Below are 13,300 nucleotides of genomic sequence, written 5' to 3'. Positions count from 1 at the left end.
GGCGTAAACCCGAGGCTGATGGCGTATTTTGTGCCGTTGCGACGGCTGATCTACGCCCCGCTTCTACGCCCTCCGCCCCCTCGGGGAGGAGGATGCACATGGCACGGGACGCGCCGAGGATGGAACGACTGTCAGAGCCTCAGGCCGGCAGCAGGTGGAACAACTAATAAGAAGCCACGAGGAAAGCGAAGCATGAACAAGAAATTCTGGTGTATCGCCACTGTCGGCCTGGCGGCCACCTTCAGCCTGCCGCTGCCGGCGCTGGCAGCGATCGAAGAAGGCAAGCTGGTCGTCTGGATCAACGGCGACAAGGGCTACAAGGGCCTGGCAGAGGTTGGCAAGCGGTTCGCCGCCGAGACCGGTATTCCCGTGGAAGTGGCCCACCCGGACAGCGCCACCGACAAGTTCCAGCAGGCAGCGGCCACCGGCAACGGCCCGGACATCTTCATCTGGGCCCATGACCGCATCGGCGAATGGGCCAAGAGCGGCCTGCTCACCCCCGTCACCCCCAGCGCCGAGACCAAGTCGGGCATCGCCGACTTCGCCTGGCAGGCGGTGACCTACGACAACAAGCTGTGGGGTTACCCGATCTCGGTGGAAACCATCGGCCTGATCTACAACAAGGCCCTGGTCGACACCCCGCCGAAGAGCTTCGACGACGTCCTGGCGCTGAACGAGAAGCTCGCCCCGCAGGGCAAGCGCGCCATTCTCTGGGACTACAACAACACCTACTTCACCTGGCCGCTGCTGTCGGCCAAGGGCGGCTACGTGTTCGAGCAGACCGACGGCGGCTACGACGTCAAATCCACCGGGGTGAACAACGCCGGCGCCAAGGCCGGCGCGCAGGTGCTGCGCGATCTGATCGACAAGGGCGTGATGCCCAAGGGCGCGGATTACAGCGTGGCCGAAGCGGCCTTCAACAAGGGTGACTCGGCGATGATGATCAGCGGCCCCTGGGCCTGGTCGAACATCGAGAAAAGCGGCATCGACTTCGGCGTGGCACCGATCCCTGCGGTCGATGGCGAGCCGAGCAAGCCCTTTGTCGGTGTCGCCGCGGCGCTGCTCAATGCGGCCAGCCCGAACAAGGACCTGGCCGTGGAATTCCTCGAGAACTACCTGCTGCAGGTCGAGGGTCTGAAGACGGTGAATGCCGACGTGCCGCTGGGCGCCGTGGCCAATACCGCCTACATGGAAGAGCTGTCTGCCAACCCGCACATCAAGGCGACATTCGAGAACGCCCAGATGGGCGAGCCGATGCCCAACGTGCCGGAGATGGGGGCGTTCTGGTCGGCCATGGCTGCCGCGCTGACCAACATCTCTTCCGGTCGACAGGATGTCGACGCCGCCCTGGACGATGCCGCCAAGCGCATCACCCGTTGAACCGCTCGCCGGCCGCCTGTACAGGCGCGCCGGCAGACTAAGCTCCGTTCATAAAGGTTCTTCTCCCGTGAATGCCCGTGCCGAGTTGCCCAGCCCTGCCATGACCCGTTCGACTTCCCGGGGCCTGCCCCGCTCCCTGACCACCGGCCTGCGCTGGCTGCTTTGGCTGGCCTTCAACGCCTTCGCGCTGTATCTGGTGGTCGCGCTCTACGTCCAGAAGCAGATGGCCTTCGCTCTGCTCGGGCTGGTGGTCACCGGCATCGCCAGCTATCTGTTCATCAACCGGCGCATGTACGCGCAGCGCTACATCTTCCCGTCGGTGGCGGGCATGCTGGTTTTCGTGATCTTTCCACTGCTCTATACGGTGGGCATTGGCTTCACCAACTACAGTGGCACCAATCTGCTGAGTCAGGCCCAGGTCGAGCAATATCACCTGAGCCAGACCTACCTGGCTGGCGAGCGCTTCCGCTTCAGTCTGCACCCGAGCCCGGAGGGCGAGCGCCTGCGCATCGACAAGGGCGAGCAGGGCGTGTTCGTCAGCCCGCCGTTGACCGGCGAGCCGGACGCCGAATCGCCGCTGCTCCTGCAGCCGGCCGAAAGCGTCGAGGGGCTGGGCGATGCGCTGGCGTTGCGCGAGGTGATCCAGCGGCGCAAGGCCCTGGAGAAATGGGTGATGCAGGTGCCGGATGGCAGCCTGCTGCGCCTGTACGGATTGCGTGAAGTCGCCGCCGTGCAACCCGTCTATCGTCAGGATGGCCCCGGCGTTCTGGTGAACACCCGCAGCGGCGCGCGGCTGACCGCCGACATGGAGCGCGGCTTCTATGTCGACGAGGCGGGCAAGGCGGTGCCACCGGGCTTTACCGTGTTCACCGGCTTCGCCAACTTTTCCCGGGTTCTGACCGAACCGAGCATCCGCGAACCCTTCATGCAGATATTCGCCTGGACCTTCGCCTTCGCCGGCCTCACGGTGGTCTTCACCCTCGCCGTTGGCCTGGTGCTGGCCAGCCTGCTGCAATGGGAGCTGGTGCGCGGCAAGGCGTTCTACCGGCTGATGCTGATCCTGCCGTATGCGGTGCCGGCATTCATTTCCATCCTGGTGTTCCGCGGCCTGTTCAACCAGAACTTCGGCGAGATCAACCTGCTGCTCGACAGTCTGTTCGGCATGCGCCCGGACTGGTTCAGTGATCCGGCCCTGGCGCGCACGATGATCCTCATCGTCAATACCTGGCTCGGTTACCCCTACATGCTGCTGCTGTGCATGGGGCTCCTGCAGGCCATCCCGCGGGATCAGTACGAGGCTTCGGCCATCGACGGCGCCAGTCCGCTGGACAACCTGCTGCGCATCACCCTGCCGCAGCTGATCAAGCCGCTGATGCCGCTGCTGATCGCAAGCTTCGCATTCAACTTCAACAACTTCGTGCTCATCACCCTGTTGACCCGCGGTGGCCCGGACATCATCGGTGCGACCACCCCGGCCGGCACCACGGACCTGCTGGTGAGCTACACTTACCGCATCGCCTTCCAGGATTCCGGGCAGGACTTTGCCTTGGCCGCGGCGATTGCCACGATGATCTTCCTGCTGGTGGGCGCCATGGCGCTGCTCAACCTCAAACTCTCGAAAGTGAAGGTATAAGGAGACCCACATGGCCATGGTGCAACCCAGATCCGCCCGTTACCGGCTGTGGGCAACCCACGCGGCGCTGCTGGCGTTCGTTGCGGTGATCCTCTTTCCGCTGCTGATGGTGATCTCGATTTCCTTCCGCGAAGGCAACTTCGCCACCGGCAGCCTGTTCCCCGAGAGCCCGACCCTGGAGCACTGGTCGCTGGCTCTCGGCATCCCCTACACCCATGACGACGGCAGCGTCACCCAGCCGCCGTTCCCGGTGCTGTTGTGGCTGTGGAATTCGGTGAAGATCGCGCTGGCCAGCTCGGTGCTGATCCTGCTCCTGTCGACCACCAGCGCCTACGCCTTCGCGCGCATGCGTTTCGGCGGCAAGGCGCCGATCCTGAAGAGCATGCTGATCTTTCAGATGTTCCCGCCGGTGCTCTCGCTGGTGGCCATCTACGCGCTGTTCGACCAGCTCGGCCAGCACGTCAGCTGGCTCGGGGTGAACAGCCACGGCGCGGTGATCGTCGCCTCGCTGGGCGGCATGGCGCTGCATATCTGGACCATCAAGGGCTACTTCGAAAGCATCGATGCGTCGCTTGAGGAAGCCGCCATCGTCGACGGTGCGACCACCTGGCAGGCGTTCTTCCATATCCTGCTGCCGATGAGCGTGCCGATCCTGGCGGTGGTGTTCATCCTGGCGTTTATCACCAGCGTCACCGAATATCCGATCGCCTCGGTGCTGCTGATGGATGTCGACAAGCTGACCCTCTCGGTCGGTGCGCAGCAGTACCTCTATCCGCAGAACTACCTGTGGGGTGATTTTGCTGCGGCGGCGGTTCTGTCTGGACTGCCCATCACGGCGGTGTTCCTCTACTGCCAGAAGTGGATCGTCGGCGGCCTCACGGCGGGCGGTGTGAAGGGCTGAGGAAACGTAGCGAAACAGGGCGCGAGACCGGGGAGCGGGAACCATGCGAGCCGGTGCGCCAGGCCACGAGAAAAACAACAATAAGAACGAAAACAGGGAGCCGTCCATGAATGCCTCGATGCCAGCTTTGCTGCCGCTGATCCCCACCAAGCTGGCGATCCCCATGCTGCCGCCGGGCCTGCTCGAACGCCCGCGCCTGGACGAGTGGCAGCTGCGCCTGCCGCAGGTACGTCTGGCCGTGCTGCACGCGGCCAGCGGCTTCGGCAAGACCACTCTGGCGGCGCAGTGGGCGCGGGCTTTCGATGGCCGCGTCGCCTGGCTGCAGCTGCATGCCAGCGACAATCTGGCGCTGCAGTTCGGCCGCTACCTGACCCAGACGCTGGATCGCCAGCTCGATGCCGGTTGCCCGCTGTCCGCTGCGCTCGCCGAGCAGGGGCAGGTGTCGCTGGATGCGCTGTTCACCCAGCTGCTGGCCGAGCTGCCGGGCGAGCACGAGGCAATTCTCATCGTGCTCGACGAGTTCGAGGTCCTGCACGAGCGCGAGCTGATTGCCGGGCTGCGTTTCTTCCTGCGCCACATGCCCTGCTGGATGACCTTGCTGGTGTGCAGCCGTCGCCTGCCGGAACTGGGCGTCGCCGAGCTGCGGGTCAAGCATCAGCTGCTGCTGCTCAATGCCCGTCAGCTGGCCTTCGAGGACGACGAGGTGCAGGCCTTGCTGCAGCTGGGCGTGCCGGTGAACATCAACCGCGAGCAGGTCGAACGGCTCAACCGGCGCATCGGTGGCTGGCCCTGCGCACTGCAGCTGGCGCTGCAGGAAGTGCAGACCAGCCGCGGCATGGACCTGTTTCTGGAGAACCTGCTGATCGGCCACCCCGACATCCGCGACTACATGCGCGAACAGGTAATCGAGGGCCTGCCCGAAGACCTGCGTGGTTTTCTCGAAGCCACCTGCCTGCTCGACCGCTTCGATGCCGCGCTGGCCGACCGCCTCACCGAAGCCTGCCACGGTCGCGAGATGCTCGAACGGCTCGAGCGTGGCGGCCTGTTCATCCAACCGCTGGACAGCCTGCGCCGCTGGTACAGCTACCATCCATTGTTCGCCGTGTTCCTGCAGGGCGAGCTGCGCACCCTCCAGCCGCAGCGGCTCAACCAGTTGCATCTGCGTGCCGCCGAAGCGCTGCTGGCCGAGAATCTGCCCGAGGAGGCCGCACGCCACGCGGTGCAGGCAGGCGATCCGCAGCAGGTCGCCGAAATACTCCAGCGCCACGGGCGCGCCTTCTACCGCCAGGGCCAGCTCGGGCTGCTGCAGCAATCCCTGGAAACCCTGCCGGAAACCGTGATTGCCGGCTCGCCGCTGCTCACCCTGCTGCAAGCCTGGGTGTCGCAGAATTCCTATCAGTTCGATCACGTCGAGCGCTGGTTCAAGGCCGCCGAGCTGGCCCTGCAGCGCAGCTGCTCCGAGCAGGACTGGGCGCGCATCGTCTGCGAATTCAATGCGGTGCGCGCGCAGGTGGCGATGAACCAGGGCGACGAGCAGCGCGCCATCGCCCTGGCCCAGGAGGCGCTGACCTGCGAGCCGCTGATCATGCGCACCTCGCGCGTGGCGGCGATGTCCGGGCTGGCCGAGGTGCACTTCGTTCAGGGCGCACTGCCACAGGCGCAGAAGCAGTACGAGGAAGCCGAGCGCCGTGCTCGCGAGATCAATGCCTCGCACCTGGTGGTCTGGAGCCTCGGCCAACTGTCGGAGATCGCCATCGCCCAGGGGCATCTGCAGAAGGCCTACACCCTGCAGGAACGGGCCATCCAGTACATCGAACAGCAGCATCTGCGTGCCACGCCCATTGCCGAGTTCATCTATCGGGTGCGCGGCCAGGTGCTGCTGGAGTGGCATCAGCTGGACGCCGCCGAGCAATGCGCGCTGCAGGGCATCCAGATTCTCGACGAGCTTGGCGACCAGCGCTGGCGCCTGCAGAGCCACACGTTGCTGGCCGGCGTCGCCTACGCCCGCGGCCAGCAGAGCGCTTGTGCCGATTACATCAGTCAGATGCAGGCGATGCTCGCCGATGATCGCTACCACATCGACTGGCTGGCCAACGCCCACGCGGTGATGCTTGCCTACTGGGATTCCAGCCAGGATCGCGAGGCGATTCGTCAATGGCTGATCAGCGCGCCACCGGTCAGCGCCGGCGCCAACCACTTTTCCCAGCTCAACGCACGCAACCACGCGCGCGCCCATGTGACGCTCGGCCAGCTGGACAGCGCGCTGCCAATCCTGCGCCAGCTGCTGACCGACGCCGAACGCCACGGCCTGGTGATGGATCGCAACCGCAACCACATCCTCCTGGCGCAGCTGCACTGGTTGCGCGAAGAGCGCCAGCAGGCACTCGATCACCTGCAACGGGCGATGACCCTGGCCAGCGGCAGCGGTGCCATCGGCAGCTTCCTGCGGGTTGGCAAGCCGATCATCGGCATGCTCAAGAGCCTGCTGCATGAGCGCACCCTCGACGAGCCGGAAGCCCAGCGCGCCACGCGGCTGATCCAGCTGGCGCAGCAGCAGCGCGACTTCAGCCGCGCCATCCGCATCACCCTCGATGAAGCGGTGATCCAGGACATCATCAACCGCCCCGACGTACCGGAGCTGATTCGCCGTTCACCGCTGACCCGGCGCGAATGGCAGGTGCTGAGCCTGATCCATGCCGGGCAGTCCAACGAGCAGATCGCCGATCACCTCAACGTCGCGCCCACCACCATCAAGACGCACATCCGCAGCCTCTATCAGAAGCTCAACATCACCCATCGCAGCGAAGCGGTGCAGCTGGCACGCGACCTGCTGAGCAAGATTCAGGGCGACTAGGCCCGCTCGCCGCCGCCGATGCGAGCGGCTATGCTCGCGGCCGTACAGCACAACAGGGATGTGGCGGATGATGAAGACCAACCAGCGAGCCAGCTGTTACGCGCATGGCGCAGCACAGTACGGCGGAGGCCGCCCATGAGCCTGACACGCGTGCTGCTTCTCGCCGCCGTCCTGGGCCTTGGCTACAAGCTATGGAGCGGCCATCAGCAGGAGGCATTGCTCCAGGCAAGCACGACAAGCAGCCCTTCGGGGTTTATCCCGGTGGCGATGCCCGGTGGTGCACGCCCGGGTGTGGTGATGGTTTTCGCACCGGTCAACTGCCCTTCTGATGAAGCGCGGCGGGCCGACGAGCTGGCGGCCGGGCTGTCCCGTATGGGCATCGCGGTGCAACGCTCCAGTCACTTCACTACCGAGACGAACAACCCCAACGCCGAGCAGCAGGCGCAGCTCCAGCGCACAGTCGCGGTGCTAAACGGTGGCATTCCCGCCGTGTTCTTCAATGGCATGGGCAAGGCCAACCCCACTCTGGACGAGGTAGTGGCCCAGGTTCGCGCGCCGCACTGAACTCACCGGCAATGCGCCGATAGCGCTTGGACTGCAGGACCTCGCTCAGCCCTTCCACTGCGTCTGGGCGAAGGCGGGCAGGGCGTTGGCGCGCTGCGACGCTGAGGCCAGATGCGGAGAGGCGCCGTCCGGCGCCAGCGTGTCGGGCAGGGTGAGGCGGGCGAAGTCGTAGGCGACCACCGCGCTGATATCCACCTGGCTCATGCGCTCGCCGAGCAAGGGCCGCTCGCCGCGCTCGGCCTGGTGCGCATCCAGCAATGCCAGCGCGCCGCGCGCCTGGTCCTCGCAATGGCGATACCAGTCGTCCCAGACCAGTCCTTCTGGCCGCCGATCGCGTTCGTAGTAGGCCGCCACGGTTTTCTCGCAGGCACCGACGGCGAAGGCCAGCAGGTTCATCGCCTCGCTGCGCTGGGGGCCGGACAGCGGCAGCAGTGCGCGCTCGGCGCCCGCCTGCTGATCGAAATAATCGAGAATGGCGTTGCTGTCGATCAGCACCTGGCCATCGTCCAGCACCAGCGCCGGCAAGCGACCCAGCGGCGAGTATCCGCGAATCTTCAGACTATCCGTCAGGACGCTGAGCGGTTCGTTGGTGAATGGTACGTCCAACAGATGCAGGCTGACGCCGACGCGGCGGACGAAAGGCGACATGTAGCGACCGATCAGTTTCACAGGCAGTGCTCCAGAGGCGATTGGACGGTGCATCAACCCTAGTCGAGCCCGCCGGTGGATGCGAAGGCGCCGGGCCGAACCGTCCATCGCCTCGCCCGCTCGCCGCCGGGCGGGGGAGGAGGAGCGCAGCGCCAGGCTGTGGCACCCTCGGGCCTTCAGAGATGGAGGCGTTGCCATGGCGATGAGCGAGAAGCAGAAGATGCTGGCCGGCGAGCTGTACTACCCCGGTGACCCGGAGATCCTCGCCGATCAGGCCGCTGCCAAGGCCTGGATGGTGCGCTACAACGCGGCGCTCGCGGCCTCGCCGGACGAGCGTCGGGCGCTGCTGGCCGGGCGGCTGGCTGCGGTCGGTGCCGGCGCGGTGATCCGCCCGCCGTTCCACTGCGACTACGGCTACAACATCCACCTGGGCGAGGGCGCCTTCCTCAACTTCAACTGCGTGATTCTCGATGTGGTCGAGGTGCATATCGGCGCCGGCGCGCAGATCGGCCCGGCGGTGCAGCTCTACACCGCCGACCATCCGCGTGATCCCGAGGCGCGCCGCTCGGGCGTGGAGTTCGGCCGGCCGATCCATATCGGCCGCGACGTCTGGGTCGGTGGTGGGGCGATCATCCTGCCGGGCGTGACGGTGGGCGACGATGCGGTGATCGGCGCCGGCAGCGTGGTCACCCGTGACGTGCCGGCCGGCGCCACGGTGGTCGGCAACCCGGCGCGAATGCGCTGACCGGCTCGCTGTCGCCGTCTACGCCCTCGGCCAGCGGGCGGTCTACGCCCGGCCCTTACGCCTGCAACAGCCCGCCGCCGGAGGATGTTGCGACCGGATGCCGCACCTAGAGTGGCCACATCTTCACTGGTCACTCATAGGTAACGTGGCATGTCCGAGCAACTTCAGAATTGGTGGCGCGGCGGGGTGATCTATCAGGTCTACCCACGTAGTTTCTTCGACAGCAACGGCGACGGCGTGGGCGACCTGCCCGGCGTGCTGCACAAGCTGGACTACATTGCCAGCCTCAACGTCGACGCCATCTGGCTGTCGCCCTTCTTCACTTCGCCGATGAAGGATTTTGGCTACGACGTCGCCGACTACCGCGGCGTCGATCCGCTGTTCGGCACCCTCGACGACTTCGTCCGGCTAGTCGAAGCCTGTCATGAGCGCGGCATGCGTGTGCTGATCGATCAGGTGCTCAACCATTCTTCCGACCAGCATCAGTGGTTCGTCGAAAGCCGTTCCAGCCGCGACAACGACAAGGCCGACTGGTACGTATGGGCCGATCCGAAGCCGGACGGCACTGTGCCGAACAACTGGCTGTCGGTGTTCGGGGGTCCGGCCTGGAGCTGGGACAGCCGGCGCCGGCAGTACTACCTGCACAACTTCCTCTCCAGCCAGCCGGACCTGAATTTCCACTGCCCGGCCGTGCAGGATCAGGTGCTCGACGACATGGAATTCTGGCTCAAGCTGGGCGTGGACGGTTTCCGCCTGGATGCCGCGAACTTCTACTTCCACGATGCCGAACTGCGCGACAACCCGCCGAATACCGAGATTCGCGAAGGCAGCATCGGTGTGCGTATCGACAACCCTTACGCCTACCAGCGCCACATCTACGACAAGACACGGCCGGAAAACATGGATTTCATCCGTCGTCTGCGTGCCCTGCTGCAGCGCTACCCCGGCGCCTCCTCGGTGGCCGAGATCGGCTGCGACGAGTCGCTGCGCACCATGGCCGCCTACACCAGCGGCGGCGATACGCTGCACATGGCGTATTCCTTCGACCTGCTCACCGAGCAGTGCAGCCCGGCCTATATCCGCCACACCGTGGAAGGCATCGAGCGCGAACTGGCGGACGGTTGGTCGTGCTGGTCCATGGGCAACCACGACGTGGTCCGGGTGATGACGCGCTGGGCGCTCAATGGCCGACCCGACCCGGAGCGTGGCCGGTTGCTGATGGCACTGCTGTTGTCCCTGCGCGGCAGTGTCTGCCTCTATCAGGGCGAGGAGCTGGGCCTGCCGGAAGCGGAACTGCGCTACGAAGATCTGGTCGATCCGTACGGCATTACCTTCTGGCCGGAATTCAAGGGCCGCGACGGTTGCCGCACGCCGATGCCGTGGCAGAGCGAGGCGCATCATGCCGGCTTTACCGGGAGCCAGCCGTGGTTGCCGGTGGATGACTCGCACCGCTCGCTTTCCGTGGCGGCGCAGGAAGCCGATCCGCACTCGATGCTCAACTGCTACCGGCGCTTCCTCGGCTGGCGGCGCGAGCAGCGTCTGCTGATCGAGGGTGACATCCGCATGGTCTACCATGACGACGCCTTGCTGGTGTTCGAGCGCCGGCTCGGGGGGGAGGTCTGGCTGTGCCTGTTCAACCTCGGCGATCTGCCGCGCAGCTACGAATTGCCGGGGCAGGCGGTGCCGCTGGTGGACGTGCCGGCGAGTTTCGCCGAATACGATGGGCAATGGGCGCGCCTGCCGGCCCATGGTTTCGGCTATGTGCGTCTCGAGGGTTGAGGGAGATCCGGCAGCGGTGGGGTTGGCCCGCCGCTGCACCAGATAACGAGAGCTTGGCGGCATCCAACGGAGAACAACAACGATGGCCAGTGTCACGCTGCGCGACATCTGCAAGAGCTACGACGGTACGCCGATCACCCGGCATATCGATCTGGATATCGAAGACGGTGAGTTCGTCGTCTTCGTCGGCCCATCCGGTTGCGGCAAGTCCACGCTGCTGCGACTGATCGCCGGGCTGGAGGACATCACCTCGGGCGATCTGCTGATCGGCGACCAGCGGGTCAATGACCTGCCGCCCAAGGATCGTTCGGTTGGCATGGTGTTCCAGTCCTACGCGCTCTACCCGCACATGACGGTAGCGGAGAACATGGCCTTCGGCCTCAAGCTCGCCAGCGTCGACAAGCGCGAGATCGCGCGCCGCGTCGAGGCGGTCGCGGAAATCCTGCAGCTCGACAAGCTGCTCGAACGCAAACCCAAGGACCTTTCCGGTGGCCAGCGCCAGCGCGTCGCCATCGGCCGCACCATGGTCCGCGAGCCGAAGGTGTTCCTGTTCGACGAACCCCTGTCGAACCTCGACGCCTTCCTCCGCGTGCAGATGCGTATCGAGATCGCCCGTCTGCACCAGCGCATCCGCTCCACCATGATCTACGTGACTCACGACCAGGTCGAAGCCATGACCCTGGCTGACAAGATCGTCGTGCTCAACGCCGGCGAAATCGCCCAGGTCGGCCAACCGCTGCACCTGTACCACTATCCGCAGAACCGTTTCGTTGCCGGCTTCCTCGGCTCGCCGCAGATGAACTTCGTCGAGGTGCGCGCCATCTCCGCCAGCCCGGAAGCCGTCACCGTGGAACTGCCCAGCGGCTATCCACTGACCCTGCCGGTGGATGGCAGCGCCGTCAGCGCTGGCGACCCGCTCACCCTCGGCATCCGCCCCGAACACTTCGTCATGCCGGACGAAGCCGACTTCACCTTCCACGGCCAGATCACCGTGGCCGAACGGCTGGGCCAGTACAACCTGCTCTACCTCACCCTGGAGCGCCTGCAGGACGTCATCACCCTCTGCGTCGACGGCAATCTGCGTGTCACCGAAGGCGAAACCTTCGCCGCCGGGCTAAAAGCCGACAAATGCCACCTGTTCCGTGAAAACGGCGACGCCTGCGCCCGGCACTATCGGGAGCCGGCGATTTATGGGTGAGTGAAACCGCACCGTTGGACTGGCGGCAGGGTTCTGCTAGGCCAGCTTTAATTGCGCCTGATCGAGTGCGGTAAAACGGCTCCTTCAGGCTGCTCAGTGCCGGCGTCATACAGAGACGCACGGTCCGCCTGATTGGTGACGCTAGAACCGTTGCCGTGGCGTTTGCTCGGTCGCGTCAGAGGCCAGGGGCTCATCTGTCGGCCAAGGCCAGGTTTACACCGAGACCGGCAAATGATGCCGCGAAGCCCCTGCGCAGCAAGGCCTGAACGCGCTGCGATTCGATGACCGCCTTGCGAAGGGCGTGCGCCAGCACGCCGTAGACAGTAAAGATGGCGAATGTCATCAGCATGAAAGTCGCGCTGAGAACGAGCAGCTGCCCAAGCTCATCGCCGGCGCCCGGCCGGATGAATTGCGGCAGGAAGGCCAGGAAAAAAATGGTCAGTTTCGGATTCAGCAGATTGACCAGCAGCGCCTTCGCAACCAATGATCGAACCCTGAGTGGTTCACTATCGCCACCCACCGCCAGCGCAGAGCGGTCACGCCAGGTCGCGTAGGCGAGATAGAGCAGGTAGGCGGCACCTGCATAGCGCAGAGTCTCGAAGACCAGCGCACTGGAATGCAGGATCGCCGCGACACCGAGAATGGTCGCCAGCAGATGCGGCAGAATCCCGAGCGTACAGGCTGTCGCGGCCAGAATACCGGCGCGACGGCCGTGCATCAGCGCCGTCGAAACCGTATATATCACCCCCGCGCCGGGCATCAGCACGACGACCAGGCAGGTAATCAGATATTCGAGGCTGGGCATTTGGGCTCCTTGATAAGGGGCTGATCGACTGAACCAGCATAGAGCATTGACGGGCACCGCCCCAACCGGGCGCTTACCGCATTGCATGGCTCGTCGAAGGCCGCTGCTGTGAAGTTTCGAGATCTGAGCGCTGGGCTCCGTTGCCCCGCGAGAACCGCGGTAATCTGGTACTTCGCGTCGGTTATGACGTATTCGCTCGGAGACAGTGAGGTAGGAATGCAGCTCAGAAGATCCTCTCGATTGTTCATCGTGGATGCTGATGGACGCCTTTTACTTTTCTTGTACAAAGACGAGCGCGAAGCGCCCTTCTGGGCGACCGCCGGGGGCGAGCTAAAACCTGGCGAAAGCTACGCCGATGCAGCAGCAAGGGAGCTGTATGAGGAGACCGGCCTAACGCTTCACGTCGGAAAGCTGCTGAAAGAACGAGATGAGGTATATGCCGTAGCACGCTCGACACCGGCGCGCTGGCTGGAGAAGTACTTCCTCGTCGAGTGCCCGGCGGACACGAGCGTATTCGCGGCAGAATGGACCGAAGAAGAAAAGAGCACCATTCAGAAATGGAAGTGGTGGAGCTTGAACGAAATGCAAGACCAGGCCGCACCCCTATTCAAGCCTGAGTGGCTGCCTGAACTTCTGGGCGCTCTCTTAAGTGATCGTCAGTGCAGCGTAAGCGTTCATTCCAAGACATCCTGCCATCCCGCTGACTTCCGCCCTAGAGTGACCTCGCATTCAACAACGCGAGGTTATTTCCATGAGAAAACACCGCACCGCAGAACAGTGGCAAGTCCTAATC

11 protein-coding genes are annotated in these 13,300 nt (G+C 64.7%); 9 read left to right on the top strand and 2 right to left on the bottom strand.

All coding sequences use genetic code 11. From position 1 onward, the window contains the following. Positions 1–192 precede the first annotated feature (192 nt). The 5 genes from malE to IEG05_RS18280 all read left to right on the top strand — a co-directional run bounded on the left by malE (position 193) and on the right by IEG05_RS18280 (position 7,332). On the top strand, positions 193–1,380 hold the full coding sequence (malE, locus tag IEG05_RS18300) for a maltose/maltodextrin ABC transporter substrate-binding protein MalE (RefSeq protein WP_046621538.1): 1,188 nt from the start codon (positions 193–195) through the stop codon (positions 1,378–1,380). A gap of 67 nt (positions 1,381–1,447) precedes the next feature. After that, on the top strand, positions 1,448–3,013 hold the full coding sequence (malF, locus tag IEG05_RS18295) for a maltose ABC transporter permease MalF (protein WP_191122495.1): 1,566 nt from the start codon (positions 1,448–1,450) through the stop codon (positions 3,011–3,013). Positions 3,014–3,023: 10 nt separating this feature from the next. Beyond that, positions 3,024–3,914: a maltose ABC transporter permease MalG gene (gene malG / locus IEG05_RS18290; protein WP_041016053.1), complete on the top strand. Its 891-nt coding sequence runs from the start codon at positions 3,024–3,026 to the stop codon at positions 3,912–3,914. 106 nt (positions 3,915–4,020) lie between these two features. Continuing rightward, the gene (malT, locus tag IEG05_RS18285) at positions 4,021–6,768 is read left to right on the top strand and encodes an HTH-type transcriptional regulator MalT (RefSeq protein WP_046621543.1); all 2,748 of its coding nucleotides are present in this window, start codon (positions 4,021–4,023) and stop codon (positions 6,766–6,768) included. A gap of 135 nt (positions 6,769–6,903) precedes the next feature. After that, entirely contained in the window at positions 6,904–7,332 is a 429-nt protein-coding gene (locus tag IEG05_RS18280; RefSeq protein ID WP_046621545.1) for a hypothetical protein, read from the top strand. Positions 7,333–7,377: 45 nt separating this feature from the next. Here the strand turns inward: IEG05_RS18280 and IEG05_RS18275 are convergent, their stop codons facing one another. Beyond that, positions 7,378–8,001 (bottom strand): glutathione S-transferase family protein, encoded by a 624-nt coding sequence (locus tag IEG05_RS18275; RefSeq protein WP_191122494.1) that lies wholly within the window; start codon positions 7,999–8,001, stop codon positions 7,378–7,380. Between the two features lie 175 nt (positions 8,002–8,176). Here IEG05_RS18275 and IEG05_RS18270 point away from each other — a divergent pair, with 175 nt between their 5' ends. The 3 genes from IEG05_RS18270 to malK all read left to right on the top strand — a co-directional run bounded on the left by IEG05_RS18270 (position 8,177) and on the right by malK (position 11,702). Beyond that, positions 8,177–8,725 carry a sugar O-acetyltransferase gene (locus IEG05_RS18270; protein WP_046621549.1) on the top strand — a complete coding sequence of 183 codons (549 nt, stop codon included), beginning with the start codon at positions 8,177–8,179 and terminating at the stop codon, positions 8,723–8,725. Positions 8,726–8,875: 150 nt separating this feature from the next. Continuing rightward, positions 8,876–10,504 carry an alpha-glucosidase gene (locus IEG05_RS18265; RefSeq protein WP_191122493.1) on the top strand — a complete coding sequence of 543 codons (1,629 nt, stop codon included), beginning with the start codon at positions 8,876–8,878 and terminating at the stop codon, positions 10,502–10,504. A gap of 82 nt (positions 10,505–10,586) precedes the next feature. Then, positions 10,587–11,702 carry a maltose/maltodextrin ABC transporter ATP-binding protein MalK gene (malK, locus tag IEG05_RS18260; protein WP_191122492.1) on the top strand — a complete coding sequence of 372 codons (1,116 nt, stop codon included), beginning with the start codon at positions 10,587–10,589 and terminating at the stop codon, positions 11,700–11,702. Positions 11,703–11,892: 190 nt separating this feature from the next. Here malK and IEG05_RS18255 read toward each other — a convergent pair whose 3' ends face one another. Further along, positions 11,893–12,507 carry a LysE family translocator gene (locus tag IEG05_RS18255; protein ID WP_191122491.1) on the bottom strand — a complete coding sequence of 205 codons (615 nt, stop codon included), beginning with the start codon at positions 12,505–12,507 and terminating at the stop codon, positions 11,893–11,895. 249 nt (positions 12,508–12,756) lie between these two features. Here IEG05_RS18255 and IEG05_RS18250 point away from each other — a divergent pair. After that, a partial coding sequence (locus IEG05_RS18250) for an NUDIX hydrolase (protein WP_336509762.1) occupies positions 12,757–13,300 on the top strand: 544 nt, incomplete at its 3' end.

It is taken from the genome of Stutzerimonas kunmingensis, assembly GCF_014764705.1.
Taxonomy (GTDB): Bacteria; Pseudomonadota; Gammaproteobacteria; order Pseudomonadales; family Pseudomonadaceae; genus Stutzerimonas.
Note: the sequence above shows the minus strand (reverse complement) of the source record. Positions and strands in the feature narration are given on the sequence as shown.

Bases quoted from the DNA above. Each gene is read 5' to 3' on its own strand.
- malE (WP_046621538.1), top strand. From the start codon at position 193: ATGAACAAGAAATTCTGGTGTATCGCCACTGTCGGCCTGGCGGCCACC.
- IEG05_RS18255 (WP_191122491.1), bottom strand. From the start codon at position 12,507: ATGCCCAGCCTCGAATATCTGATTACCTGCCTGGTCGTCGTGCTGATG.
- IEG05_RS18270 (WP_046621549.1), top strand. From the start codon at position 8,177: ATGGCGATGAGCGAGAAGCAGAAGATGCTGGCCGGCGAGCTGTACTAC.
- IEG05_RS18265 (WP_191122493.1), top strand. From the start codon at position 8,876: ATGTCCGAGCAACTTCAGAATTGGTGGCGCGGCGGGGTGATCTATCAG.
- malT (WP_046621543.1), top strand. From the start codon at position 4,021: ATGAATGCCTCGATGCCAGCTTTGCTGCCGCTGATCCCCACCAAGCTG.
- malK (WP_191122492.1), top strand. From the start codon at position 10,587: ATGGCCAGTGTCACGCTGCGCGACATCTGCAAGAGCTACGACGGTACG.
- IEG05_RS18280 (WP_046621545.1), top strand. From the start codon at position 6,904: ATGAGCCTGACACGCGTGCTGCTTCTCGCCGCCGTCCTGGGCCTTGGC.
- malG (WP_041016053.1), top strand. From the start codon at position 3,024: ATGGCCATGGTGCAACCCAGATCCGCCCGTTACCGGCTGTGGGCAACC.